Origin of the sequence: Xanthomonas bonasiae (assembly GCF_014836395.1) — a bacterium.
Lineage (GTDB): Bacteria > Pseudomonadota > Gammaproteobacteria > Xanthomonadales > Xanthomonadaceae > Xanthomonas_A > Xanthomonas_A bonasiae.
The window spans coordinates 126,478-152,748 of sequence record NZ_JACSQX010000005.1; the positions used below are offsets into that span (position 1 = coordinate 126,478).

A 26,271-nucleotide genomic window follows, 5' to 3' on the forward strand; every position below is an offset into this window, starting at 1 on the left:
CGACGCCTGAGACAGGACGGCGCCCACGGTTGCGGGGCGAGCCGCTCGGTCTGCTGCGCATCCGAGACGTCGGCGCAGCCATTCGCAACACCGCTCGCCCCGGCGCACGGTCGCCACCCGATCGCGATCGTCGCGTTCGAGCGCCGACTTGATCTTGATCAGGGCCTGGCTGGCAAGTGGCCGCTAACGTGTCCGGCATGGAATGCTCCCCGTTCGCGATCGACCGGGCTGCTCTGGCACGCTACCTGCCTGCAGCACCGCACTGGCCGTTGCATCCGCCTTGCGCGCACTACGTCTGCGGCTTCGGCGATGCCGATTTCGCCAAGACGGTGCGGGTCGGCAACGACCACCTGATCCCGCGCTCGCTGACGTTGTGCTTCGGCGCTCCGCGGGGCGGGTCGCCGATCGCGCCGGGCGAGTACCTGCACTGCCTGTTGCGCGCGCTGGCGCGGAGCGCGGCGCTGTTCGACGAGGATCGCGAAGTGCTGTACATCGTGCTGGGCGAAGGCTTGCCCGAGCTGATCGGCTGCGGCGGCGTGGCGCGCTTGCTCAATGCGATCCCGCAGTCGCTGCGCACGGTCGCACGCGCGGACGTGGCCGTGCTGTTGCGGCCAGGCAATTCGGTGGCGGCGCGTTCGCTGGTGGCCGCGGGCTGTACCCGCGGGGTACTGCTCGACGACGGCACCGCGTCCGCGGCGTCGCGGCTGGCCGCGCGCGAGGCAATCGCCGGCGCCGGCTTTGCCGCCACCGGTCACGTGCTGGCCGGATACCCGGATGCCTTGCGGCTGGAGGAGGTATTGTCGTGGCGACCGGATCGGGTGGGACTGGCCTGGCTGGCGGCGGTCGGTCCCACGCTGCCGCGCCTGCTGGCCGATGCGGTGCAACGGCTCGGCGAGGCCGGCTATGCGCCTGCCGGGGCGGACACCTTCGCCGTGGCGTCCAGCCCGCCCTGGCGCCGCGGCAGCCGTGCGCAGTATTGCGACCTGACCGGAACGGTGCGCGCCGAGCGCACCGACCTGATCGGCATCGGTGCGGGGGCGGAGAGCCAGCTGGGCGAGGTGTTCTGCCAGGCGATCGGCGATCCGGCGCGCTGGTGCGCGGCCGTCGCCGCCGGGCGGCTGGGCATCGAGCGCGGGCTGGTGCAGTCGCAGGACGAGGCCATGCGCGCGGAGATCATGCAGTCGCTGGCCTGCGACTACCGGCTGGATGCGCGGGCGACGCAACGCACCGATGCCATGCCGTTCCACGACGAATTCGCGCTGGCGCTGGCGCGGCTGCGACCGCTGGAGGAGCAGGGGCTGGTCAGCTGGAACGACCAGGTGCTGTCGCTGTCATTCACCGGCGCGCTGCTATGGCGTATCGTTGCCGCATGTTTTCAGCATCCAGCGTCGGCTCCCTAGCCGGTAACCCGTCGCCGCATTGCGGCAGCCCCGTTCGCGTGTCCAGGTGCGGCCGATGACGTCGTCCGCTCCCCCGCTCAATCCGGCCGCGTCGAGCGATGGCGACGAGCTGCGCTTCTGCTCGACCTGCGCGTTCTCCGATGCCTGCATCTCGCAGGGCTACGACAAGTCGATGCTTTCCGAACTGCATGTGCTGGTGGATCATGTCGGCCCGTTCCATGCCGGCGACTACATCTTCCGCACCGGCGAGGAATTCCGCGCCATCGCCGCGGTCCGGGCCGGCATGGTCAAGACCTTCGTCAACGACAGCAACGGCAACGAGCAGGTACTGGGCTTCAGCCTGCCGGGCGAAGTGATCGGGCTCAACGCGATCCATTCCTCGCGCTTTCCCTGCAACGCTGTGGCGCTGGACACGGTGCTGCTGTGCCAGTTCTCCTTTCCCAAGATGACCCTGCTGGCCTCGCGCATGCCCGGCCTGCAGGCCAAGCTGTTCAGCCTGCTCAGCGCGGAGATCGGCAAGGCGTCGATGCTGGCCGCCGACTACCGCACCGAAGAGCGCATGGCCGCATTCCTGCTCGACCTGTCGCGGCGCTACGCGCAGCGGGGCTTCTCGGCCACGCGTTTCAACCTGACCATGGCGCGCACCGAGATCGCCAACTACCTGCGCATGGCGCCGGAAACGGTCAGCCGCGTGCTGCGCCGGCTCGGCGACGACGGCATCATCGCGATCAAGCAGCGCGAAGTGGTGTTGCGCGATCCGGCGCGGCTGGAGGCGTTCGCATCCGGCGGGGGGAGCCCGTAGCCGGATGCTCCTAGATCGCGTCGCTCGCGGCGCGGCCAGCGACACGTGCCGCATGCGCTGTCCTGTGCGCTCCTGCAATGCACGAATGTGAGCCCCGGTCCGCTTGACTGCGGTCAAGGCGGTGCCGCGTACCGCGGCCTACAGTGTCGGTGTCCCGGATGCGACCGCAGTTGCGCGGCGCGACGGTGCATGCACGAGAGACCGCCATGTCCATCCATTCCGAAACGCCGCTGACGGCGGAACGTATCGCACTGATGCAGGCCGCGTTGCGAACCACCGATCCTGGCGCCGAACTCAGCATCGATCGGGCCAGCGGCCAGCTCGACATCGTGACCTCGCTGCCGGCGCACGAGGTGCTGGCGGTGCTCGGCAGCTTCGGCGCGAAGCCCGAACTGGTCGCCGATGGCGATGCGCCAGCGGACGGTGGCGGCTGCTGCGGGTGCTGTGGCGGATGAACGCGCGGCGGCACGCTGCATCCGCGCGCGCCACCGCCACGTCGGTTGCGTCACCACCTAGGCACACGAGCGCACTCCACCCGCCGGTACCGCGCCGGCTGCCGATCTGTCCCAACCGCAACGGCAGCGCCATGCGGCAATGCCTGATCTGCGATGTCGGCGCGCTCTGCCTGGCGCGTGGTCACGAGCAGCGTGTGCACGACATGCACCTGCACGTCGTGCACAGCGGCCCGTACCCGGCGGGCGCGTGCCTGTTCCACGAAGGCGATCCGATGTTGGCGTTGCTGGTGGTGCGCAGCGGCACGGTCAAGCTGGTCGTCGGCGCGCCGTCGAGCGAGGAACAGATCCTCGGTTTCGCGATGCCCGGAGACGTGATCGGGCTGGACGCCATCCACGCCGAACGCCACGGCTGCAGCGCGCGCGTGCTCGAGGCCACATCGCTGTGCCGCCTGCCGCTGGCCACGGTCACGCGGTTGACCGAGACCGTTCCCGGCCTGCAGCGCAACCTGTTGGACCTGCTCAGCCGCCGCCTCGATCGGAGTACCCGCCTGCTGATCGGGCGCTACGAGGCAGACCAGCGCCTGGCCGCCTTCCTCATGCTGCTGTCGCAGCATGCGCAACGGCGCGGGCTGTCCGCGCAGCGGCTGCACCTGGGAATGCCGCGCACGGACATCGCCAACTACCTGCGGCTCACTCCGGAAACCGTGAGCCGCACATTCCGGCGCTTGCAGTTGCGGCGGCTGATCGAGGTGAGCAGGCGCGAGCTGCAACTGCTCGACCTGGCGGCGTTGCATCAGATGGGTGGCGCACTGCTGCCGGCCTGACGCGCCATAGTGTGCCATGGAGCGCCGGTTGGCCTTTGGCGACGTGGGATTTGCGAAGCATGCCAGTGGCGCGTCCCGCCCGCGATGGTGCGCTCAGCCGCCCTTGCCGTCGGGGCGCGGACTCAGGTAGATGCGGCCGATCCGGGCTACCCAGGGAGCCAGCGCCAGCAGCCAGCCGACGGCGGCCGCCACCTGCCAGCGCAACGGGTCCGGTGTCAGTTCGGCGACGACCCGCATCGTGGCCACACCCTGGATCGCGGCGAACGCGAACCAGGCCACCGGCGGCATCGTCAGCGGGCGGCCGGAATGGCCCTGCGTCACCCGCGTCACCATCGCCACCAGCAGGCTGCCGAACAGGCCGATGGACAAGGCGTGGATCGGCCCACGGCCCAGCAACAACTGCCCGGTGAGCAGACAGCCCACGCTCTGGACCACGTATAGCGCGTAGGTGACCGGCAACCAGGCCATGCCGATGAACAGCGCGGCCAGCAGACCGGGCATGCAGCCGCGCGGCCACCAGCGCCATAGCGCGTACGCGGCGAGCGCGAGCGCAGGCGCGTCGGCCAGCCATAGCCAGGCGTCGGCGCCGGCCAGGGCCAGCGCCAGGTGCGCGAGCAGCGTTGCCCACATCGCAGCCAGCCACCACAGTGGGCGCCACGCCACGTAACCCGGCACCGCGTTGCCGGCGAAGAACGGGAACATGCGATGGGCGACGCTCAGGTACAGCGGCAGCAGCAGGCCGAAGCTGCCCAACGCGATGTTGGCGGCCATCAGCCTGCTCTCGCCGGCGGCCACGCCCGCGAACGCCAGCAGGCCCAGCCAGCCCAGCAGCAACGCCGCGTAGCACGAGTATGCGTGCCAGGTGCGGCCGCGCTCGGCCTTCAGCAGCCCGCCCAGCACGACCAGCGCACCGCTCCAGCCGGCGATGGCCAGCGCCAGTCCCAACCACAGGCCCGGCGCCCAGCCCAGCATCGCCAGCAGCAGCGCCGCCTGTCCGCCGAACAGCCCGGCGCCGATCGGCACATAGTGTCGGCGCGGCAGTTCCGGCAGTCCCATCCAGCGCGGGAACACGGTCAGCAGGAAGCCGAAAACGAAACTGGGCAGCACCAGGTACTGCATCGCCAATGCATGCAGCCAACCGGCCGGCAACGGCGGTTGCGGCAGCGCCCAGCCGCCGTGCAGGCCGGCCAGCCATAGGGCCCACCAAGCCATCAGCAGCAACAGGTTGCCTGCGCCGACGAAGAACAGCAGTCGATGCGGCGCGCGCGCCAGCATGGCCGGAGAAGGATGCTCATGGGACGCGGGTAGGTTAGGCATGGCCGCTAGTTTCCGGTCGCGACCCGTGCGTGTCCTTGACCTTGGTCAGGCGCCGCCGCGATACCTGGCGGCGTCCGGTAGGAGGCGCTCGCGACTGCGTCGTTAGTGAGTCAAATTGCGAGTCAAAGTGGTGGGCCGTCCTGATGAATTTTTAATTCTTACAATGGCTTGTAGGGTTAATTCGGTTGCTGGTGGGCACCACGCTGAAGTCCCAGGAAATCCCATGTGGTGCCGAACCCCCCCTGAAATCAGGGGGTTTTTCGTTCCTGGCGTCCCAGGGTGTCCCGTTGAATCCCGGCGGGGTGTGAGTAACGTAGTGAGTAAGGGCGGGTGCCCGACAGGCCCTCACTCAAAATCGCGTTACTCACATGCTGACCGACACCAAACTTCGCCACCTGCAACGTCCCCCCCTTTTTTTGTAGCGGGTCCGTTTGGAGTCCAGGTTCATCGTAGCGGCTTTGCCGCGAGTTGTTTCGCATAGGTGGCGGGCGTGAGTCCGCCGATGCTTTTCTTGGGTCGTTCCTCGTTGTATTCCCGGCGCCAGCGTTCGATCTCCGTGCGGGCATGCAGTAGTGTCGGGAACCAATGCTCGTTGAGACATTCATCGCGCAGGCGTCCATTGAGCGATTCGACGTAAGCGTTCTGGTTCGGCTTGCCTGGCTGGATCAGTCGCAGTGCCACACCACGCTCGTGCGCCCACGCTACCATCGCCCTGCCGCAGAACTCCTTGCCGTTGTCGGTCCGGATCACCTGCGGGAGGCCACGACCTCGTGCGTGGCATCGTCCATGACCAGCAGACACTTGATGGCACGGCCATCGGCCGTGCGATCGTCCATGACCAGCAGACACTTGATGGCACGGCCATCGGCCGTGCGATCGAAGATGGAATCCATCGACCAGACTTCATTAGGCCGCGTCGGCCGCAGCAACGGCTGTCGCTCGCCAATCGGCACCTTCTTGCGCTTGCGCCGACGCACCTGCAGCTTGGCCTGCTGATACAGCCGCTCCACGCGATTGTAGTTCACGACGTGACCGCCTTGCTGCAGCTTGAGATAGATCATGCCCACGCCGTCACGCTTGTGCCGATGTGCCAGTGCCTGTATCTGCTCCCCCGCATCTCGACGTTATGGTCCGCGCGCGATGTGTAGCGAAGCGCACTGGCACTCATGCCAACGACCCGCAAGGCGTGCCGCTCGCTCAGGCCCTTGCCTGCCATGTAGCGCACCTGCTCGCGTCGAGCCGGTGCGCTCACCATTTTTTTTTCGCAGCACGTCCTTGATCACTTCGTTCTCAAGCACCTGCTCGGCCGGCAGCTTCTTCAGACGCGCAGTTCCCTCAAGCGCCTGGCCTCGGACACGTCCATGCCGCCGAACTTGCTGCGCCACAGGTAATACGACGCCTCGCTGAAGCCATGTCGGCGGCAGAGTTCCTTGACCGGCAGCCCGGCCTCGGCCTCACGCAGGAAGTCGATGATCTGTCCTTCGCTGAAACGCTTCTTCATGTCCAATCTTCGGATTGTTGGGGATTGGACCCCAAAGCAGACTGCTACTCAATTGCGGGGGGGGGGGCGTAGTGCTCTCATGGTGTTGGCCCCTCAACTCACGTGCGATTCGCTTTCTGTCACGAAAAGGCTGGTTGAAATCAAGAGGCGAATGAGCGCTCGTCAAGAGTCAAACTTTGGTCGTTTGACGATTATTTTTGGGTGCGGCTTCTCAGCCGATGCTATGGGTGTTGCGCCGCTTGTCCTAACCGCGCCCGAGGGCTTCGGACGGGCCGCCTCACCAATTCCTAGCGCTTTGAAATCGATCAGGCTCTGGACGTGCTGCGAATCGGCCGACCAAGAAATAGAAGTGCTAATGGTTGGTGCGAGCCGCTGGGCGAGTAGCCTGGTGATTCTGTCCACTCGATCAGGGTCCGTGGTTGCGTAACCAATCGGAAGCGTTACCGCACTCACCTTGCTCGGTTGAACGTGGTACTGCGCAACTGCCAAGCGCTCGGGCACCACGAGCAATTCGAATCTATCCAATCGGATTCCGCCGGAGAACATCACGGCGTGAGGCAACCTAGAGTGAAATTTCCGCTTAAGCCAACGCTCCTCTGAAGCGCCCTCACCCTTAAAACACGCGACCAGTCGACCTCCATCTCTTCGATCAAGGGCCTTTTGGAATTTTGTGACAAATTCGACTAGTTCAGTACTGTTCGCCGCCCAGAATGGGACATCCGCAGGCAACCAGTGCGCGATGCTGGACCGCTCCTCCTCGTGGTCGTCCGATCGCAACATACTGATGAGCGTCGTTCGATTTCCGACGAGGTAAATCGGCCCCAAGAGGCCTCTGGTCAGTTGCGACCCATAGCCAGTCTTGTTCGCATCTCGGTCCCTTAGCCACTTAGAAAGATCGAATTCGTCTTCTCGCACATACCGAGCGAGAACCTCGTCCTCAACCAAGGCGCAAAAGTCTGAGAAGGACGCGGCGGGCTTGGGCAGGCTCTCGCTCGCGAGGTAGTCCGCCACCTTGGACTCAAGCTCAATCGAAAGTGGTCGCTTACGGTTGTCTCCTAAGCGTTCCACAGCGTCTCGGTGTACGTTCAAGTCGCCTGTGGCGCCCACATCCAGCGAAATCTCCATGTCTACCGGCACCTGCAGGGCACGCATGGGTCGGCAGCGGGCCACCTTGTATAGGCGAGTCTTGAAGCTTTCCTTTGTGCGGCCCCACGAGAATTCCAAGAACGCTCGAGACTGCTCGCTGAATGCCTCGGCTATGCGGTCGGGAGCGACTGACTTCGCTAGCTCCGGCATTGGGACCTCCGGCAGACCAAACCTCGAATTACTGTAGCCGCGGCGCGGGACGAGCTGAAGGGCCAGCAGGTCGAATACTGCGTCCTCCTCTCGGGTTTCGAAAGTTGTAAACGTCGGAACGTCTCCTGTAGCAATCTGCTTCGCGCGGAGGATCGCCGATGGGTGAAGCACTCCGTCGTCCGCAACGTCAACCAGCCTGTTTCTTGTAAGGCTGCTAACCAAACCATCCGTCTCCAGCTTTGACAGTCCAAAGTACGCTTGAAGCTCGCCAGGGCTGGCGCTCTCCATCATGACGATCAATCTGCAAGCGAATTCCTCAATAGCCGGAAGGGGCCTTTCGGTGGTCCATGAACACTCCAGCCGGTACTCCCTCGCCGGCAGCAATACGGAAATCACATTCGCCAGTCGGCGCTTGCCCAGCCCTTCCATCTCGCCGGCATCAACTTCTTCGTCAAGCATTTTTGGTCTCCTCAGGGACGACCTGTTGGAAGTCGAATTCGGGCAACTCCGTCACGATCGCATATCCCGGATGCCGCAATGCTGCCTTCTCCTCGATGAAGCCAAGCACGCGCCCCAACGGATCTAGTTTGTTTCGCTTTCGCCACATCCGAGCTGCACCTACGATCGCAAGGCGCTCCTGCGCTCGGGAAAGCGAAACATTGATTCGCGACGGCTCCCACATGAAGCCCTGTGTCTCGCTGATATTGTCTCGAACAAGACTCAAGATGATGAATGGGTTTTCTTGCCCCTGATAGCTATCTACCGTATCGATTCTGATCAGGCTACGAATCGAGGCAGCCCACTCGGCCTTGCTGAGCTCCTTTTCAAGCAATGCCTTTTGCGCGCTATACATCGTGATGACGCCAATTGGATGGTGTGACGACTGAATGTTCTTGAGCAGCTCCGCCTTGTCTGGGGCGGCGAGGCGCTGAAGGAGCCGAAGCACGAGGCGGGCTTCGTGGGGATTTACGTATTTCCCTCGTTTACTTGGGTCGCTGTCGCCGGTTGAGTCTGGCCCAGCTCCACTATCGATCCAAGTAACAGGAGAGTTCCAAGGAAAGGCAAGATGCTCGCACCAAGCCTGTGACTCGCCGCGGCCAGTCCTCAGCTGCACGCCATCATCTTTATAGAAACAATCGGAAACCAGGTCGCTAATTGGCTCGACCATTCGATATTGCGTATTGAGGGAAACTCCGCGAGTAACACGGAATGCGCGCTCAAAGTCGGTCTGTCTAAGTGAGTCCGGCGAGATTCCCAAAGACTTGGAAGCCGCGCGAAGGTGAGATGGTTCGTAGACTGGCGGCAACTGCCTGTGGTCACCCACCAACAAGATCCTGCGTCCAGACTGAAGCGGGATCATCAGCTCACTCGCTTGCGCGCGAGCAGCTTCGTCGACAATCACCCAATCGAAATCGACATCGGCTACGCCGAGTTGCTTGTGCCCCATGCCGACCAAAGTGCCGCAGACCAATTGCCTCGTCTGTACCAGGAATTGATCGTAGTTGGCCTGGCCCGCGTGTAGAACCGAGAGCCATTCCTGGCTGAGTGAAAGCAACTTTTTTAGGCGGGAGAGAGCTGCTGGATTATTGACGCCGTGGGCAGACGCAACCAGCGTGATGATGCTCTCCCATAGATCCTCGGACTCTAGAAGAGACGCCGCCTCCTCTGGGAATCGATTTCGAACAATTCTGAAAGTGAGTTCTCGGACCTCGTCAAGCTGAGACTGCAGCTCAGGAACACGTTCGCGAAGGTCGCCGCTTGCTGTCTCCGACTTTGCTAAGTTCAATTCTGCTTCGTATCTAACAATTGATGAGACAAGCCCATCTAGCGTTCGGTGCAGAGAAGACAACTCGGCCGAAAGCTGCGTCGGTATCCCAACGCGCTCTGAAAAGACAGCGATACGATGCTCGTACTCGCGATGGAAAGAATGTCGCATTTGACGCTGGATCGCTCGCGAGTGAGCATCCAACATTGGTGTGGCGAGCATTCGCTCTTGTCCCATTCGAACTACGCTGAGCGGGAAAATGTGCCTCTGGCACATCGCTCGAGCCTTCGTAGCTACTGCATCAACAGCCGTGTGAGACTGTCCGACCAGCAGTACGTTTCTAACGCTGACCTCGCTAAAGAGGTAGTGAATGAACGCCCCAACGAACGTGGTCTTTCCGGTGCCTGGTGGCCCCTGAAGAACGCCAACGGGTCCCTGCTCAATCAGTTGTTGAAAGGCCTCGACTTGCCGCTCATTTAGGCTTGTCTCTTCGTCATCGTATAGCTGTCTAATTCGCTCTGCACTGGGTCGAGGGGCCATCGGAGAGATCGATGGTGAGGCGATGGGGTCAAAGTACTTCAGGAGATCGGGAATCGCCGAGGCGTGCTCTAGCACGCGCTCCATTGCTTTGGATTTTCGGTCTCGCGAGGCTTTGCTCTGCAAGGATTCGAGCTTTAGCATCGCGCCAGGTATGACGCGCTTGCGGGCGTCCGTTCTGGTGACATCGATTACAAGCTCATCTTGGCTTGTTTGGAGTATGTCCAGAATTGCAAAATTGTTGCCGTCGTCCTTCAGACTAACAAAAACGCGATCATCCGAGCCGAAATCCATCGCGGCACCGTTCGCCGTCCTGTATGGAAGCCGCATTTGGCCCACAGCGTTTTCTTGGATGGCACCGGTCACTTCGACTTCGAGGAGGCTTTCCTCTTCAGTGTTCATCAGAGCTCGCCAAATCTCTTCGATTCGGATACCCGCGTCCTCCGGCCTCTCCGCCGCCTCCGAGTTCGAGGGAGAAAATTTCGCTTCAAGCAGCGAGAGCACCGGATCCAACCCCAGAATTAGGTCGAGGAGATCTTGAATCCCTGGCCCGCGTTCGTTTGACTTGATGAGTCCGATTGAGCGTTCGATGCTTGCGGAGGACTTACTGCTGGCTGATACCAGCTCACTGAGCGGAATTGGAGTTACCAATCGGACATCCCGAAGCTGACGTTGCTCAGGATCAATCACAAACGTGATTGCGCCATTAAGACCTGTTACGTAGCAGTCTAGCAAGGAGTCGTTGCGCTTATCCCATTTGCAATTGAAGTGGTAACCGCCGCCGTCGGACTCGAGCGCGAACTCCGAGTCTGCGAACTGAAGTCTGTTCCAAGTAACAATGATCGGTGTCGCCGCTTCTGACGATTCCGATGCTCCCTCGATGAGCCGTCGAACCTCAACCTGCAGCGGAGATAGCGATACGGGCACGCCTTGCGGCTGGCTGCGACCGACCTCTAGCTCCTGTTTGAATTGTTCGTCGGATTCTTCGACTAGGAGCTCTTCCACAAGCTTGTAGGCCGCAAAGCGATCGCGACCGAAGCCGTCGGTTGATGCTGGATTTGAAGGACCATATTCGACATTGAAGGGTTGCGTCCTCTCCCCAAAGTCGAGAAAGTCGAGCAGGAGAACCCTTTCGGAGCCGGTCTCCGGCGTCTCTGGAAATTGCACGAGCAGATTTCCTGGGTGAATGTCCCCGTGGCTCAGCTGCTGGTCGTGCAATGCCGAAACCGCCTGAATCAGGGCCGCGGCGATCCGCCTGCGCGATGGAATGTCCGCCCCTGCGATAGCCTCCTGCCACTCCTTACCTGGCTCAATTCTGGTTACGACGAGGAGGCCTCCCGACTCCAGCAAGCCGAAGTCGACAAGGTGCGGGGTCGCGGTTTCACGCGATCTGACTTTTTCGGCCTTGGATCGAAATGCCGCGACACGCCGATTCAGCCCGTGCGTGCCGGCGTTCGGGGCAACCTGCAACCAAAGTTTGACCAGTACGGGCCCATCGTCAACCGTGGATCTGTACCTGAGCACTTGTCCCGATCCAGGGTTCTCGCCATGGCTTGGCGGGAAGTGCTGAAAGATCTGAAACTGGCCCCATCCCCGCTTTATGAAGTCACCATCCGATATCTCGTTCCAGGTATTGATTGCCTCCTCTTTGCTCGCCGCCGCCGGCTTAACGCACTCGTTGAGAGCCGCCAACATCGCGGCAGCATTTTCAAAGCGATCGGCCGGTCCCCAGGAGAGGGCGCGCTGAAGCCAAGCGCTCAGCGCGCCGCCATATGGATCTTGTCTCGGGGGGACCCATTGCCAGATTCCTTGCTCGTCGCGCGGAAGGTCTGACTCAGGGAACAGAATTCGATACGCAGCGGCGGCGAGCATGAACACGTCTTGCCTAAAGGCGTCGTAAATCTCTCCCTCTACGCCCATTGCCTCTTCCGGTAACCGGACATGCGAACCCTGCAGAAGGTCTCGAACCTCGCTGACCGTTCCACGCTCCGGGAAAAAAGCCGCTGCGAGACCAGAGATGACCACGCTTCGCTGATCTGAGGCGTGCCACAAGTTGTGAAGGTCGATATCACGATGCGCAACACCTAAGGCGTGCAATTCTGAAAATGGCACTAAGAGAGCTCTGACCAGATCCAAGCGAGACTTGGGGTCATGATCCGGCCCCACTTTGCTTAGGTGTTCATCCAGGCGGCTAAAGGTTCTCCTGAGCTCGTAAAGCTCCGTAAAATCTTCAGAAACGTCACTTGTGCTGAGCGGAACCAGCGGGCGAAGTAGATACTCTTCCAGCCCTCTCTCATGGGATTTTGCAAGCGCGAACAATCGATTTTCGCGAAGAGCGACTTTTGCCCACTGTTCTTGCGTCGCGTTGCCAACGCCGAGCGACGACATGTTCCAACGCCTCATCAGCGCCAGATCATTGGCAATTTCCTGATGATGGCCTTTGAATTCCGCGAACAAGCCGAGCTTGTGCCGAAACCAAGGGGTTGGTTCGGCCGTGTAGCTGTGATGGGAAAATTCCTTCGGCCTGACTCGGCTTCCGGCGAAGAACTGTTCGAAGATGGGCCGACAAGTCGCGCTATTTGGGCGCGGCTTCCCTCGGCGATCAAACAGGTCCGTATAATTTTGCGGCGCTTCAGAAACAACCGTTGCGTAATCGTTGGCGCCAGTTACTTTGAGAAACTCATCAAGCGTGTGAACGAAGCGACGTTCCGTTGTAGAAAGATTTTCTGGACCGGCAGTCCCGCACATCACGACGTGGGCTTCGACTCTGGGGGCATAGCCGAGCTTGTGTTGAAGCTCCCTTCCTAGCAGCTTGCTAATCCGAATCGCGTGGACACGCTTGATCTCATAGGGACTCTTCCCCTTGGAGTAACCGTTGAGGTACCAGCGGCTGTCACTGCTCTCAAGCTTCCCGGTCCATTCCTTGAGCTCCACAAGCAATAGACGGTCATGCGTGATGATCATTGTGTCCACGTCCATGGACCCCTCGTCATCAACAACGAGCAGACTGGCGTAGCCAAACCAGCTTTGCCTCAACGACTCCTGCATCCGCTTGACCGCTCGAACTTCGCTAGCGTGCAGTCCGTTGCCCCCAAGAATCTTTATGTCCATGAGTCCCCCTCGTTCATACGACAAGCCTCGCCCAGAGGCAGCCATCAAGTAACGATACGATATCAGGGTCAGGTTGACTTAATCCGCACCGGCGCGATTTCCTAAAGATGTCTACAGGCGTTCTGTGTTAAGCGTTGACAGCTTCTTTGGGTCGAGCAACTATCTACTCGCTACGGTAAATTCCGTAGCCGGGTTTGGTCTCCCGAAATCACTTGGCGACTCCCACTCAAATGGAGGACGTCATGTCCGGTAGTGCAGACGCTCGTTCAAAGACCAAATCCCCTCGCCGTGCCGTCAAGGCAATGCCTTGCTGGCTCAAGCTCGAATCCCCCGATCCCTTAGATGCAATCGCCGCCGATCCGCTGCCTGGCGCGTCGGCACCGCCGTTCCACCCCGACGCCGACAAGGACCCAGTGCCCAGACGCTCGGTCCCACGCCGGCCCACGCAATGCACCATCGGCTATCGCTACTACGATGTGGACCGCAATGGCATGCGGGTCGGGCGGCAGGTGCCCAGCCTGCGCTTGCATGGCCTGTGGCTGGAAGGCCTCGGCTTCGCGGTGGGCGGCAAGGTGCGGATCACGATGGCCAATGGCGCCCTGCTGATCACGGCCGTGCCAGTGGCGCCGCCGCCAGTGGCGAACAAGCGACGCAGGTTCAAGGTGGCGCCGTAGCCGCTCGGTTCTGGCGGTGGCGTTGCTGGGGTGGCCGGCTCGAGCCGAATCGCTCGAGGGGTGGAGGCGGCGCGGCGCTCGCCGCGTCGTCACTACGGGCCGGCCCTTGGACTAAGTCGCCTCCGTACGACGGTACATCGCCGTCCTCTGCGGGCAATGCGGATGTTATGCGGCGATTGGCTGCCCCAGTCACTGCAGAAAGTGCGGCGATTGTGCCTGCGGCGAATTGCTCAATCGTCACCGCTTCACGCGGGACGAAACGCCCCGTATCCAGCAACGCAGGGACTGGCCGGCAGTGGGTGGGTCTACCTGAATATCAGCTATTTGAAATTTATTCGTTTTGCGGGTATTTTGCGGTTAGCTGGATAACGGGTACTGCTCTGATGCCAAAACGCCACGTTCTGGTCACCGCGACGCAACTAGGCGCGACGCTGCAGGCCGCACGCAAGGCCCAGGGACTGACCCAGTCTGCACTGGCCGGCCGTCTAGGCCTGAGCCAGTCGCGGGTTTCCCATCTGGAACTGAACGCCCACGCGTTGAGCGTCGAACAACTCTTGGCCTGGTGCGCGGCGCTGGGGTTGGAACTGACCATCGGCATCCGCGGCGACCCCACCGCCGCCAACGCGCAAGCGGAGTGGTGAGATGGGGCGTCGATCGCACAGCCGCAGCCTCTCCATCTGGACCAATGGCGTTCGCGTGGCGCGCTGGACGCTGCCTGCGCGCGGGGAGATGGAACTGCACTACGACGCGGATTGGGTCGGCGCCGACATCGGCCGGCCGCTGTCGCTTTCGCTTCCGTTCAACCTGCAGAACCAGCCGCTCAAGGGCGAGAAGGTCTTCAACTACTTCGACAACCTGCTGCCCGACAGCGATGCGATCCGCCGGCGCGTGGCGCAGCGCTTCAGGGCGCCATCCACCGATCCCTTCGACCTGCTGAGCGCGATCGGGCGCGACTGCGTGGGGGCGGTGCAGGTCCTGGGTGAGGACGAGGTGCCGCAGGATGTCGGTCGCATCGAGGGCTTACCGCTGTCCGAAGCGGACGTCGAACGGCACCTGATCGAAACCGTCTCGCCGCACGCCTTTGCCGCGCACCGCGACCCGGATGCGGACTTCCGCATCTCCCTTGCCGGTGCGCAGGAGAAGACGGCCTTCCTGTGGTGGGAGGGGCAGTGGTACGCGCCGCGCGGTGCCACGCCGACCAGCCACATCTTCAAGCTGCCGATGGGCCTTGTGGGCGGGCGGCGGGCGGATTTCAGCACTTCCGTCGACAACGAATGGCTGTGCCTGCGGCTGCTGAAGGCCTATGGGTTGAACGTGGCCGATGCGCGCATCGCCCGCTTCGGCCAGCAGCGCGTGCTGGTGGTCGAGCGCTTCGACCGGCGCCTGGCGCCCAATGGGCAGTGGCTCATGCGCCTGCCGCAGGAAGACTTCTGCCAGGTCGCAGGGTGTTCGCCGTTGCGTAAGTACGAGAACGAAGGCGGCCCAGGGCTCACCGCCTTGTTCGGCACATTGCGTCAGTCGATCAATGCCGAGGCCGACATGAAGACGCTGCTGGCCGCGCAGGTGCTGTTCTGGTTGTTGCGCGCGCCCGATGGTCATGCCAAGAATTTCAGTATCCAGCTTCTGCCGCGTGGCCGCTTCCAGTTGACTCGGCTGTATGACGTGATGTCGGCCTATCCGGTCTTGGGCGACGGCCCCCATCAATGGTCGCCTCATGAGATCAAGCTGGCCATGGCGTTGCTCGGCAAGAACAAGCATTACGCGATGCACAGTATCCAGCGCAGGCACTTCAGCAGCACGGCGCAGCGGGTCGGCTATGGGTCGACGGCCGAGCTGCTCATCGAGGAGATCCTGGCGCGCACGCCGGCCGCCATCGCCGAGGCGCGCGCGGACCTGCCGCAGGACTTCTCGCCGCGCGTTGCCGACGCCATCCTGGGCGGGCTCGAACAGGCAGCCGCCGTGCTCGAAGGAATGGCCGCTTAGCGGGGCGAGCAATCGCCAGCGGACCGTTGCAATCCGGATGCAGCCTCTGCGCTCAAGTGGGTGGCAACGGACGCATCTCGCGGCCGCCAGCGGCGCCGCGCCACCACGGTGCCGTCGCCGCCTGACCCTGGCGCGGTAGCTGCCGGGGAGCACTGTGAGGCCCGGCAGGCCATCGCCGCCACCTGCCGCCCCGCAAGTCCTTGGCTTCCAGCGATGTCGTTGGGCAAATGAAGCCGTTGCAGGCTTCGAGCAAAAGCCGGAACGGCCAGGCGTGTCAGGCGAAGCGCCTGGCGCGCTCGCCAGTTCACCCCGCCTCCGCCGCCCACTGCACCGCATCCGCCCCGGCCGGCAGATACAGCGGCGCTGACGGATCGGTGGCCGCGCGCCAGACGGCTTCGGCGACGTCCTGCATGCGGGTTCCCGGCCCGGTGGATTCGGCCATCCGCGCGATGGTGTGGCGCATGAAGTCGCCATAGACCGCGTCGTCCATGCCGCGCAGGCGGGTGCGGGCGGTGTCGCGAAAACGCGTCTCGCCCGAGGAACCGGGCAGCACGAGGCGCACGCGCACGCCGAACGGTTCGACTTCGCTCGCCAGCGACTCGGTGAAGGCATTCACCGCCGCCTTGGCCGCGCGGTAGATGCCGACCAGCGGCAACGGCTTGTAGGTGACGCTGGAGGTGACGTTCACCACGACGCCGGCACCGCGCGCCCGCATCTGCGGCAACACCGCCTGGGTGAGCGCCATCGTGCCGAAGGTGTTGGTGTCGAACAGGGCGCGCACGGTATCCATGTCCATCAACTCGAACGGGGCGGGTGCGCCGAAGCCGGCGTTGTTGACCAGCACGTCGATCGGGCCGGCCGCCGCGACGGCCGCGCGGATGCTCTGCGCGTCGGTGACGTCCAGCGGCAGCACGCGCAGCTGTGCCGATGGCGGCAGCAGGTCCTCGCGCGGGGTGCGCATGGTGGCGAGCACCCGCCAGTCGCGGGCGAGGAAGTAGCGGGCGGTTTCCAGGCCGAAGCCGGAGGAGCAGCCGGTGATCAGGACGGTCTTCAAGGGGATTCCTTTGCGCGTGGACGAGAACCCACGATAGATTGCCGTCCCCGTACTCGCTACGATCCAGAGTCCTTGATTCGTTTGCGAGCGTCCAGCGATGGTGGATCCCCTTGCCGAGGTGGTGACGCTGCTGCAGCCGATGGCCCGGTTCTCCAAGCAGGTGGTCGGTGCCGGTGCCTGGCGCATCCGGCGTTCCGACGCCGGGCAGCCGTTCTACTGCGCGGTGCTGGAGGGCGGCTGCCACATGGCGCTCGACGGCGGCGCGCCGATCCTGCTGCAGGCCGGCGATTTCGTGCTTGTGCCCGCGGCTTACCGCATCACGATGTCCAGCCTTGCGCCGCACGCGGACGTGGCCGAGACCATGCCGACGGCATTGGGGAACGGCGTGTTCCGGATCGGCACGCAGGACGGCCCGGCCGACCTGCGCATCCTGGCCGGCCACTGCAGTTTCGGCTCGCCGGATGCGGCGCTGCTGGTCTCGCTGCTGCCGCAGATGGTCTATGTGCACGGCGAGCACCGGCTCGCCACGCTGGTGCGCCTGGTGAGCGAGGAGTCGCGCGAGGCACGCCCCGCACGCGAGGTGGTGCTCTCGCGTTTGCTGGAAGTGCTGCTCATCGAAGCGCTGCGCTCGGCCGCGGGCACGGCGGCGTCGCCGGGCCTGGCGCGCGGGCTGGCCGATGCGCGCCTGGCCGCGACGATCCGCGCGATGCACGCGCAGCCCACGCGCGCATGGACGGTGGCGGCGTTGGCGAAGGAAGCCGCCTTGTCGCGCTCGGCGTTCTTCGAGCGCTTCGGCCGCACGGTGGGCATGGCGCCGATGGAATACCTGCTCGCCTGGCGCATGGCCTTGGCCAAGGACCTGCTGCGCCGCAACGAGTTCGGCATCGCCGCGATCGCCGAGCGCGTCGGCTACAGCTCCGCGAGCACCTTCAGCGTCGCGTTCGCCCGCCATGTCGGACAGCCGCCGACGCAGTACGCGCGCGCAGGTGGCCGCGGCGCTGCGCGCGGCGAACCGTCGTTCTCCGACCACGTCGAGGGCGTGCGGTAGGCATTCGGCGCGGATTACCGCTTCCGGGCCGGCGACCTCGTGGGAGGCGGTGCGGGTTGCGCAAGGATCGCACCGGTCACGAGTTCGAACAGGCGCTCGGAGCGCTTGGCGTGCGATGGCTGTTCGCGCAGCCAGGCCAGCGCGGCAATCAGGTCGAACAGTTCGTCCCCATCCATGTCGGCGCGGGCCTTGCCGTCCGCCTGCGCACGCGCCAGCAGGGCGGCGCCGGCGGAGCGCAGCCGTACGCAGGAGGCGTGCAGCGCGGAGGAGGCGTCTTCGATGGCGGACATCATCGGGGCGAGGATGCCGCGCTGGCGATGGGTGAAGGCGATGATCTCCTCAAGCCAGGCCAGCAATGCCTGATCCGAGGCCGCTGCCGTGCGCAAAGCGTCGGCCTTCGCCGCCAGGTCCTCGAAGTCGTTGCGCAGCAGCGCCTCGAGCAGGGCTTCGCGGGTAGGGAAGTGGCGGTACAAGGTGCCCAGGCCGACTTCGGCGCGGCGGGCGATGTCCCGCAGCGAGGCGTCTGCGCCGGTCTCGGCCAGGGCCTCGCGGGCCACGTCGAGCAGGCGTTGGTAGTTTTTCTGGGCGTCGGCGCGCATGCTTTCCTTTACATGTGGAGCACTGCTCCGTATATTCGGAGCACTGTTCCGATCAGGATACGCCATGCACAGCTCCGACGACACACAGCACATGATGAAAGCGGTCCGCCAGCGGGCGTTCGGCGGCCCTGAGGTGCTCCATTACGAGGACGCGCCTGTGCCCGTGGTGCGGCAGGGTGAGGTACGCATCCGGGTTCACGCCATCGGCTTGAACCCGCCGGACCTGTACCTGCGGGAGGGCTACAGCCGCCTGCCTCCGGAATGGCGCCCACCGGTGGCGTTCCCGCTGATCCTGGGCACGGACGTGTCGGGGGTGATCGAGGCGGTGGCGGAGGACGTGGGCGGGCTGTCGCGCGGCGACGCGGTCTACGCGATGGTGCGCTTTCCGGACGGATTGGCCGGCGGCAGCCAGGCGTATGCGCAGTACGTCACCGCGCCCGCCACCGAGGTGGCGCGCAAGCCGGCCGGGATCGACCACGTGCACGCCGCGGGCGCGCCGATGTCGTTGCTGACGGCGTGGCAGTTCCTGATCGCGCAGGGCCACGCCGTGGCCAATCCGCTGCAGCCCATGCCGCATGTGCCGGTGCCGTTGCAGCGCAAGACCGTGGTGGTCAATGGGGCGGCCGGCGGCGTCGGCCATTTCGCGCTGCAGCTGGCCAGGTGGCAAGGCGCGCGCGTGATCGCGGTGGCTTCCGGCAAGCACGAGGCCTTCGTGCGTGCGCTGGGGGCCGAGCGCTTCGTCGACTACACCAAGGCCGCGCCGGAGGAGGTGCTGCGCGACGTGGACCTGGTGGTGGATGCCGTCGGCGGCCCCGGCGCCGGCAGGTTCCTGCGCACGCTCAAGCGCGGCGGCGCGCTGTTCCCGATCTTCCCGCTCGGCTTCGATGGGCACGCCGAAGCGGCGGCGCGGGGCGTGACGGTGTCCACCACCCAGGTGCGTTCCAGCGGCGCGCAACTCGCCGAACTCGCGGCACTGCTGGAGGCGGGCACGGTGCGCGTGGCCATCGACAGCACCTTCGCGCTGTCGCAGGCGCGGCAGGCGCACGAACGCGCCGAGCAAGGGCACATCCAGGGCAAGATCGTGATGACGGCCGACTGAGGCCGCGGGCCGGGGCGTTGCCGCCTGCATCGATGGTGGCGATCCCGGCAGGCGGTGCGCGCGTTGACCGCCGTGGCGACGCCAAGCAGGAGTGACGGCGATCGTCTGACTGCGCGGCAGGCGCTGTTGCCGCCTTCCCCGTGCCGGGAGCTGGTGCGCGCGGCACGTTGGCCGGTGCATCGTGGCTGGGATTTCCGCGACGGCACGTGCCGGTGTCTCTGCGCGCGCCGACGAATCTGTATACCCTCATGGCGCCATGGGATCGCTGTGGCGACTCAAGGGAGACACACACATGTCACAACACGAAGAACAATCGACCGCGGCGCTGGATACGGATGCGTTGCTGGCTGCGGCCCATCACCCCGACTACCTGCTGCAGGATCTGGTGGCGATCGCGAACCTGGGCGTGCAGATCGGGCTGACGCTGACGGTGGGCGGCAGCACCATCTCCGGCATGCTGATCGGCGGCAAGGAGTTCATGCAGCGGCTGACCGAGTCGATCACCGAGGTGGCGCCCGACGAGCTGGTCGCGCCACTGCAGGAGCGCTTCCAGCCGTATCGCGACATCTACGAGCAGAGCGAGCTGAAGCCGGCCACCTTCGTCCATCTCGCCGACGCGCGGGTGGTGGCGACGGGCGGCGAGTTTCCGGTCAACGGTTGTCTGTGGCGGGGGCGGATTAGCCAGGTCTCCGGCTTCAGCATCGGCGTGATGTCCAGCGTCTGAGGCGGTCCAGCGGCACGGCAAGACCCCGCTTCGGCGGGGGTTTTTTTTGCGGCTACGTGGAAAACCGATCCCGGCCCGCCTGCTTGGCCCGGTACAGCGCGGCGTCGGCCATGCCGACCAGTTCCGCGGCGGTCCAGCGCTGATCCTCCATGTGCACGCTCGCCACGCCGATGCTCACCGTCACCCGCGCGTCGGTCGGGCTGGACGCGTGCGGCAGGTCCAGGTCGCGCACCGCGGTGCGCACCTGCTGCGCCAGCGTCTGCGCGCCCGCGGCGTCGGTGAACGGCAGGATCACCGCGAATTCCTCGCCGCCGTAGCGGGCCGCGATGTCGTGCGGCCGCTGCGCGCAGGCGGCCAGGGCCTGTCCCACGTGCCGCAGGCAGGCGTCGCCGTTCACGTGTCCGTAGGTGTCGTTGTAGAGCTTGAAGTGGTCCACGTCGATCATCAGCAGCGAAATGCTGGAGTGCAGGACTTCGCTCTGCTGCAGCGCGCCGCGCAACTTGTAGTCGAAGCCGCGCCGGTTGTAGATGCCGGTGAGCGTGTCGCTCCAGGCTTCCGTGCTCAGCTTGGTCTCGCTGGCCTGCATGCGCCGCAGTTGCTGGTCCAGCCAGAGGCCGAGGCCGACGAACAGCGCGCACGCGATCACCGCGATGCACGAGCGCCGCACGGCCACCGCGCGCCAGGGCGCGAGCACTTCGTCGGTGGACACGCCGATTAGCACCCAGAACGGATAGCGCTGGACAGGGGCGAATCCGGAGATCCGCTCCACTCCGTCGATGGGCGACACGGCGGCGATGGAGCCGCGGCGCACTGCCTGCATGGTCCGATGGAAGGGCGTGCCGGCGATGCTGCCGCCGCTTCGGCCGATGTCTCCGGGGGAGCGGGAGACGACAGTGCCGTCGTCGCCGACGATCGCGATCGATCCGTCGTGTCCGATGTCGAACAGGCGGTGGAAGCGGGCGAAATAGTCGACCGGGATGCCGACCAGCACGATGCCGGCGAAGGAGCCATCGGGCTTGTCGATGCGCCGGGTCAGCGGGACGATCCAGGCGCCATCGGCCGGGCTGCGGATCGGCCCGCTCAGCAGCGCCAGGCGGTCGCCGTGGTGCCGATGGTGTGCGAAGTAGGCCGGTTCGGAACCGTTGCGGTGCTTCGCGCCTGCAGGGAGCGAGGAGTTCACCGGGTGCCCGTGCGCGTCGTAGACGACGATGACATGCACCCGGTCGGAGCGGTCGACCTCTTCGCGCATGGAGTCGCGCAGGGCATCCGGCGCCAGAAGGCCGCTCTCGACGCCGGCGACGACGCCTGTCAGCACCGTCTCGGCGATGGCGAACGAATCGCTGGTGTGCTGGGCGAGGGAACTGGCCAGGTTCAGCGCATTGGTCCGTGCGGTCTGCAACGCCGTGTTCCTGGCGTCGCGCAGCGACGAGTACTCCGACCCGGCCAGCACCGCCCACGCGGCGGTGACGAACAGGTACAGCGCCACGCGCTGGGCCAGGTTTCTGCGGCGCTTGCCTTTGGTCATGCCCGCCGCCCCCTCGCGGCGCGTCTCTCGACTCCCCTGGCGGTTATCGGCAGCGGAGCCCCGGGCTGAACCACCAGGGAGGCGCGACGGGCACGCATGCCGCCAGGCGCGTGGCCGCCGTGGGCGCGTTGGCGTCAACTCACCGCCCGCGGTTGGAGCGAGCGTTTGAGGGACGACGCGTTTTCGCCAAGGGCGGTCGTTAGCTGGCAGGTGAAACCTAAATGAGTCACGCGTACGCATGTTCCGGCGGTCCGCAGGCGCATCGTCGACATCGACGACGCGCGGCACGGCCCACTGCGCCGCGCCTGCACGCTGCGCAGCCGCTCGCTCGATGCGCAGGCCGGCTTCCGGATCGGGATCGGCATGCTGTGCGAGCGAAGCGCATCTGGTGCGCATACCGGACGCGATCACCGAGGTGCGCGCCACCTGCCGCAGGACGCTTCGCCGCGCGTTGCCGACGCCATCCCGGGCGGCGGCCGCGGTGCCCGAAGGGATGGCGGCGTAGCGAACGCGAGGACGTGTCGCGACCTGCGCAAGAGCGCAGCGCGTCGACGCGCGTTGGACGTGGCGTTGGGCCACGGATGAGGCCATGGCTGTTGCGCAGCAGCATGCAACCCCGAAACGGGCGTGTTACATCTACCCGCGTTGGATCGATCCAAAGCCGTCGATGCATTGCATCCTGGGGAAGACGGCGAGTGGGGGATCGCGAGCCACGCGTCTGCTGATGGTCGCTGACGGGTCCGCATGCACCTGCGGCCGCGGCGATGCGTCGGCACCGACGTTGCGCGCGGTCCATCGGGTCGATCCGGTCCACGTTGCGTTCTCGCATCGCGCGCCGTTGTCACTGCGGTTGCGCGCCGCCATGCGCGCCGCGGGTGCCACCGACCGACACTTCCTGGGAGTCTGCCATGACGTTCCGCCCACCCTTCGCGCACCTGCCTGATGCTTCGCGCCGGTGGCTGGCGTCCTTCGTTGCGGCGGCGTTGCTGCTGGCAGGCAGCGGCGCGGCGTGCGCGCACGACAGCGGCTTCGCTTCATCGTTCGAGCGCGGCGAACCCGCGCCGGCACCGGCCGCGCAGCCCGGCCAGCAGGGCGTGCAGATCGCTGTCGGCAATGGCCCCGCGCATCCCTACGCGGCCAAGGCCGGCATGGGCTACACCGGGTTGCACGCGTTGCGCTATCGCGCCGCTGCGGCCGGGCGCGCGTCGCTGTTCGCGGTCGATGTTGCGGTGGAGCCGGACACGATGCTGTCGTGGATGGTGCTGCCGGAAATCGTGGACGGCGACACGGTGGCCTCGACCGGTGTGGCGGTGGATCTGCTGTTCGACGATGGGCGCCGGTTGTCGGAGCTGGGCCTGGAGGATCAGCACGGTGCGCTGGTCAGCGCACAGGGGCAGGCCGCGTCGCAAACGCTGTATCCGCAGCAATGGGCGCTCAAGCAGGTGCGGCTGGGCGAGGTGGCGGCCCTGCGCGGCAGGCGCATCCGTGCCATCGAGTTGCAGGTGCAGCCTGGCGCCGGCAAGCTGGCGTCGGGCTGGATTGACGATGTCGCGCTGCGCCGCGAGGCAGCGCCGCAGGCGGCGCGACGGCCGAGCGACGAGGTGGTGACCACGCGCGGGACGCAGTCCAACGGCACGTTCTCGCGCGGCAACAACATTCCCGCCACGGCGATGCCGCATGGCTTCAATTTCTGGGTGCCGGCGACCGATGCCGGTTCGCTCGGCTGGCTGTACCGCTGGAACGAGCAGAACGGCGAGGACAACCGGCCGCGGCTGCAGGCGCTGTCGATCAGTCACGAGCCCAGTCCGTGGATGGGCGATCGGCAGACCTTCCAGGTGATGCCCTCATCCACGCGCGGAGTGCCGGAGGCGGACCGCGGCAAGCGCGCGTTGTCGTTCGGTCACGACCACGAAGAGGCGCGCCCGCATCTGTACCGGGTGGACTTCGACAACGGCATCCGCGCCGAACTGGCGCCGAGCGAGCGGGCGGCGATCTTCCGCTTCCGCTTTCCGCGCGGTGGCGACGCCAATCTGCTGTTCGACAACGTCGATGCGCGCGGTGGCCTGACCCTGGACGCGGCGACGCAGACGCTGCGCGGCTACTCCGACACGCGTAGCGGGCTGTCCAACGGCGCCACGCGCCTGTTCGTGTATGCGCGCTTCGACCGTCCGTGGATCGCCAGCGGCAAGATCGCCACGGGGCGCCCGACCGGCTACGTGAAGTTCGCGCCGGGCGCCGAGCGCGAAGTGGTGATGCGCATCGCCACCTCGCTGATCTCGGTGGAACAGGCGCAGCGCAACCTGCAGCAGGAGATCGGCGACGCCGGGTTCGACGTGGTGCGGGAGCGCGCGCAGGACGCGTGGGACGCGGTGCTGGGACGGGTGCAGGTGCAGGGCGCCAGCCACGATCAGCGGGTCACGCTGTACTCCAATCTGTACCGCCTGTTCCTGTATCCGAACATCGCCCACGAGAACGTCGGCGATGCGGCGCATCCGGATTGGCGGCATGCCGACCAGAACACGTGGTCGAAGGACAGTGCCGGCGGCGACGCCGAGCGCAGCTCCGCGCCGGTGGCGCCGGGCAAGGTCTACGTCAACAACGGCTTCTGGGACACCTTCCGCACCAGTTGGCCGGCCTACGCGCTGTTCGCGCCGGAGCAGGCCGGGGCGATGATCGACGGCTTCCTGCAGCAGTACCGCGACGGCGGCTGGGTGGCGCGCTGGTCCTCGCCCGGCTACGCGGACCTGATGGTCGGCACCAGCTCCGACGTGGCCTTCGCCGACGCCTGGCTGAAGGGCGTGCGCGGATTCGACGCGCACGCCGCCTATGCCGCGGCGCTGCGCAATGCCACGGTGGTGCCGCCGGTGGCGAACGTCGGCCGCAAGGGGCTGGCCCGCTCGATGTACCGTGGCTACGCCGCCAACGATGTGCACGAAGGCCTGTCGTGGACATTGGAGGGCGCGCTCAACGATTTCGGCCTGGCGCAGATGGCGCAGGCGCTGGCCGCCGAGGAACAGGATCCGCAGCAAGCGCAGCGCTATCGCGAAGAGGCCGAGTATTTTCAGGCGCGTGCCACCGACTACGTGGCGCTGTTCGATCCCGCGACGCGCTTCTTCCGCGGGCGCACGCCCGCAGGCCAGTGGGGCGTGCCGGCGTCGGGCTTCGATCCGCGCGTGTGGGGCGGCGACTACACCGAGGCCAATGCCTGGACCTTCGCCTTCACCACCCCGCACGACGCCGCCGGCCTGGCCGGGCTGCTGGGCGGCGAGGATGCCTTGGCGACGCGGCTGGACGCCTTCTTCGCCACGCCGGAGACGGCGGACCCGCAGTTCGCCGGCAGCTACGGCGGCGTCATCCACGAGATGACCGAGGCGCGCGACGTGCGCATGGGCATGTACGCGCACAGCAACCAGCCGTCGCACCACATTCCGTGGATGTACGTGGCGGCGGGGCAGCCGTGGAAGACGCAACGCATCACCCGCGAGGTGTTGCGCCGGCTGTACCTGGGCAGCGAGGTCGGCCAGGGCTATCCCGGCGACGAGGACAACGGCGAGATGTCGGCGTGGTACCTGTTCGCGATGCTCGGGTTGTATCCGCTGCGCATGGGCGCGCCGGAGTACGTGATCGGCTCGCCCGCGTTCCCACGGGCGGAGGTCGATCTCGGCAACGGCCGCAAGCTGGTGGTGATCGCACGCAACAACAGTGCGCGCAACGTGTACGTGCAATCGCTCACGCTCAACGGCAAGCCGTGGGATAAGGCCTGGCTGCGCCATCAGGACATCGCCGATGGCGCCACGCTGGAGTTCGTGATGGGCGACACCCCATCGCGCTGGGGCAGCGGCGTCGCTGCGCTGCCGCCGTCGCTGACCCCGCCCGGCAGCGCGCCGCGCGGCCTGCAGGACGTGGCGTCGCAGGCGGTGGCAGTGTCGTTGAATGGACAAGCCAAGGCCGCCGCATTGATCGACGACGACGCGACGACGGCGCTGTCGCTGCCGGCCGGCGCCAGCGTCGACCTGCGCTTGGCGACACCGATGCGCGCCACGCACTACACGCTGACCAACGCCGACAGCGCATTGTCCGGCCTGGCCTGGACGCTGGAGGGGCGCAACGGCGACGGCGCCTGGACCCTGCTGGACCAGCGGCGCGCGCAGGCGTTCGCCTGGGCGCGGCAATTGCGGCCGTTCCGCATCGCCCACCCCGGCGCCTACGCTGCGTACCGCTTGCGCCTGGAGGCGGGCGAGGGCGTGGCGCTGGCCGAGATCGAACTGTTGCAGCCGGTGGCCCGGCAGGCCGTGCCATGAAGCGGCGACAGCGCAGCGCGTGCGACGTCCGTCGCCCGCTGCAGGAGAACGCAATCCGCTAGACCAGTGGCGCGACAACAGGCTCGCCGCGAAGTACCGAGGTATCTGATTTTTCAAGTGATTGGGACGATCCAATCCGGTTTGTGCAGGACAGGAGGAAAGAAACGCAAGGCCGGCTCGCCGCAGTGACGCCGGATGTTTTCCTGCCGCGACGCGCGCACGTTCCGCTCGGTCTTTGGATCGATTGAAACCCGCC

The 26,271-nt window shown here is 65.5% G+C and carries 17 protein-coding genes and 1 pseudogene; 11 read left to right on the forward strand and 7 right to left on the reverse strand.

All coding sequences use genetic code 11. The features are described from left to right. Positions 1-197: 197 nt before the first annotated feature. The 4 genes from H9658_RS09460 to H9658_RS09475 all read left to right on the forward strand — a co-directional run bounded on the left by H9658_RS09460 (position 198) and on the right by H9658_RS09475 (position 3,481). On the forward strand, positions 198-1,400 hold the full coding sequence (locus tag H9658_RS09460; RefSeq protein WP_191825156.1) for a coproporphyrinogen III oxidase: 1,203 nt from the start codon (positions 198-200) through the stop codon (positions 1,398-1,400). A gap of 55 nt (positions 1,401-1,455) precedes the next feature. Next, positions 1,456-2,202 carry a helix-turn-helix domain-containing protein gene (locus H9658_RS09465; protein ID WP_191825157.1) on the forward strand — a complete coding sequence of 249 codons (747 nt, stop codon included), beginning with the start codon at positions 1,456-1,458 and terminating at the stop codon, positions 2,200-2,202. Positions 2,203-2,408: 206 nt separating this feature from the next. Then, on the forward strand, positions 2,409-2,657 hold the full coding sequence (locus H9658_RS09470; RefSeq protein WP_191825158.1) for a hypothetical protein: 249 nt from the start codon (positions 2,409-2,411) through the stop codon (positions 2,655-2,657). Next, entirely contained in the window at positions 2,654-3,481 is an 828-nt protein-coding gene (locus tag H9658_RS09475) for a cyclic nucleotide-binding domain-containing protein (protein ID WP_225209861.1), read from the forward strand. The genes H9658_RS09470 and H9658_RS09475 overlap by 4 nt, the downstream gene beginning before the upstream one ends. A gap of 93 nt (positions 3,482-3,574) precedes the next feature. Here the strand turns inward: H9658_RS09475 and H9658_RS09480 are convergent, their stop codons facing one another. From H9658_RS09480 to H9658_RS09495, 4 genes and pseudogenes are all read right to left on the reverse strand, one after another. Further along, positions 3,575-4,798 (reverse strand): NnrS family protein, encoded by a 1,224-nt coding sequence (locus H9658_RS09480; RefSeq protein ID WP_191825160.1) that lies wholly within the window; start codon positions 4,796-4,798, stop codon positions 3,575-3,577. Positions 4,799-5,242: 444 nt separating this feature from the next. Then, positions 5,243-6,299, reverse strand: a pseudogene (locus H9658_RS09485) (IS3 family transposase). Between the two features lie 162 nt (positions 6,300-6,461). Beyond that, positions 6,462-8,054, reverse strand: coding sequence for a hypothetical protein (locus H9658_RS09490; protein ID WP_191825161.1), 1,593 nt, complete (start codon positions 8,052-8,054; stop codon positions 6,462-6,464). Then, complete coding sequence (locus tag H9658_RS09495) at positions 8,047-13,008, reverse strand: AAA domain-containing protein (RefSeq protein ID WP_191825162.1); 4,962 nt, start codon at positions 13,006-13,008, stop codon at positions 8,047-8,049. Before H9658_RS09495 ends, H9658_RS09490 begins: the two co-directional genes overlap by 8 nt. Before the next feature lie 242 nt (positions 13,009-13,250). Here H9658_RS09495 and H9658_RS09500 point away from each other — a divergent pair, with 242 nt between their 5' ends. From H9658_RS09500 to H9658_RS09510, 3 genes are all read left to right on the forward strand, one after another. Continuing rightward, positions 13,251-13,682, forward strand: coding sequence for a SymE family type I addiction module toxin (locus H9658_RS09500; RefSeq protein WP_191825163.1), 432 nt, complete (start codon positions 13,251-13,253; stop codon positions 13,680-13,682). A 383-nt stretch (positions 13,683-14,065) separates the two neighbouring features. Beyond that, positions 14,066-14,323, forward strand: coding sequence for a helix-turn-helix domain-containing protein (locus H9658_RS09505; protein ID WP_179567602.1), 258 nt, complete (start codon positions 14,066-14,068; stop codon positions 14,321-14,323). 1 nt (position 14,324) lies between these two features. Continuing rightward, on the forward strand, positions 14,325-15,665 hold the full coding sequence (locus H9658_RS09510; protein ID WP_191825164.1) for a type II toxin-antitoxin system HipA family toxin: 1,341 nt from the start codon (positions 14,325-14,327) through the stop codon (positions 15,663-15,665). Between the two features lie 304 nt (positions 15,666-15,969). On the opposite strand, the gene H9658_RS09515 is transcribed toward H9658_RS09510, so the two are convergent. Continuing rightward, entirely contained in the window at positions 15,970-16,719 is a 750-nt protein-coding gene (locus H9658_RS09515) for an SDR family oxidoreductase (protein WP_191825165.1), read from the reverse strand. Positions 16,720-16,816: 97 nt separating this feature from the next. Here H9658_RS09515 and H9658_RS09520 point away from each other — a divergent pair, with 97 nt between their 5' ends. Next, entirely contained in the window at positions 16,817-17,767 is a 951-nt protein-coding gene (locus H9658_RS09520; RefSeq protein ID WP_191825166.1) for an AraC family transcriptional regulator, read from the forward strand. A gap of 14 nt (positions 17,768-17,781) precedes the next feature. Here H9658_RS09520 and H9658_RS09525 read toward each other — a convergent pair whose 3' ends face one another. Beyond that, entirely contained in the window at positions 17,782-18,366 is a 585-nt protein-coding gene (locus tag H9658_RS09525; protein ID WP_191825167.1) for a TetR/AcrR family transcriptional regulator, read from the reverse strand. A 64-nt stretch (positions 18,367-18,430) separates the two neighbouring features. On the opposite strand from H9658_RS09525, the gene H9658_RS09530 reads away from it, so the two are divergent. Next, positions 18,431-19,465, forward strand: a complete 1,035-nt coding sequence (locus tag H9658_RS09530; RefSeq protein ID WP_191825168.1) for an NADP-dependent oxidoreductase — start codon at positions 18,431-18,433, stop codon at positions 19,463-19,465. Between the two features lie 292 nt (positions 19,466-19,757). Beyond that, positions 19,758-20,189, forward strand: a complete 432-nt coding sequence (locus tag H9658_RS09535) for a gas vesicle protein (RefSeq protein WP_179567592.1) — start codon at positions 19,758-19,760, stop codon at positions 20,187-20,189. Positions 20,190-20,241: 52 nt separating this feature from the next. Here H9658_RS09535 and H9658_RS23185 read toward each other — a convergent pair whose 3' ends face one another. Beyond that, positions 20,242-21,714, reverse strand: coding sequence for a sensor domain-containing diguanylate cyclase (locus tag H9658_RS23185; protein ID WP_191825316.1), 1,473 nt, complete (start codon positions 21,712-21,714; stop codon positions 20,242-20,244). Positions 21,715-22,622: 908 nt separating this feature from the next. Between H9658_RS23185 and H9658_RS09550 the strand changes: the two genes are divergently transcribed. Continuing rightward, positions 22,623-26,015, forward strand: a complete 3,393-nt coding sequence (locus H9658_RS09550; protein WP_225209862.1) for a GH92 family glycosyl hydrolase — start codon at positions 22,623-22,625, stop codon at positions 26,013-26,015. Positions 26,016-26,271 lie beyond the last annotated feature (256 nt).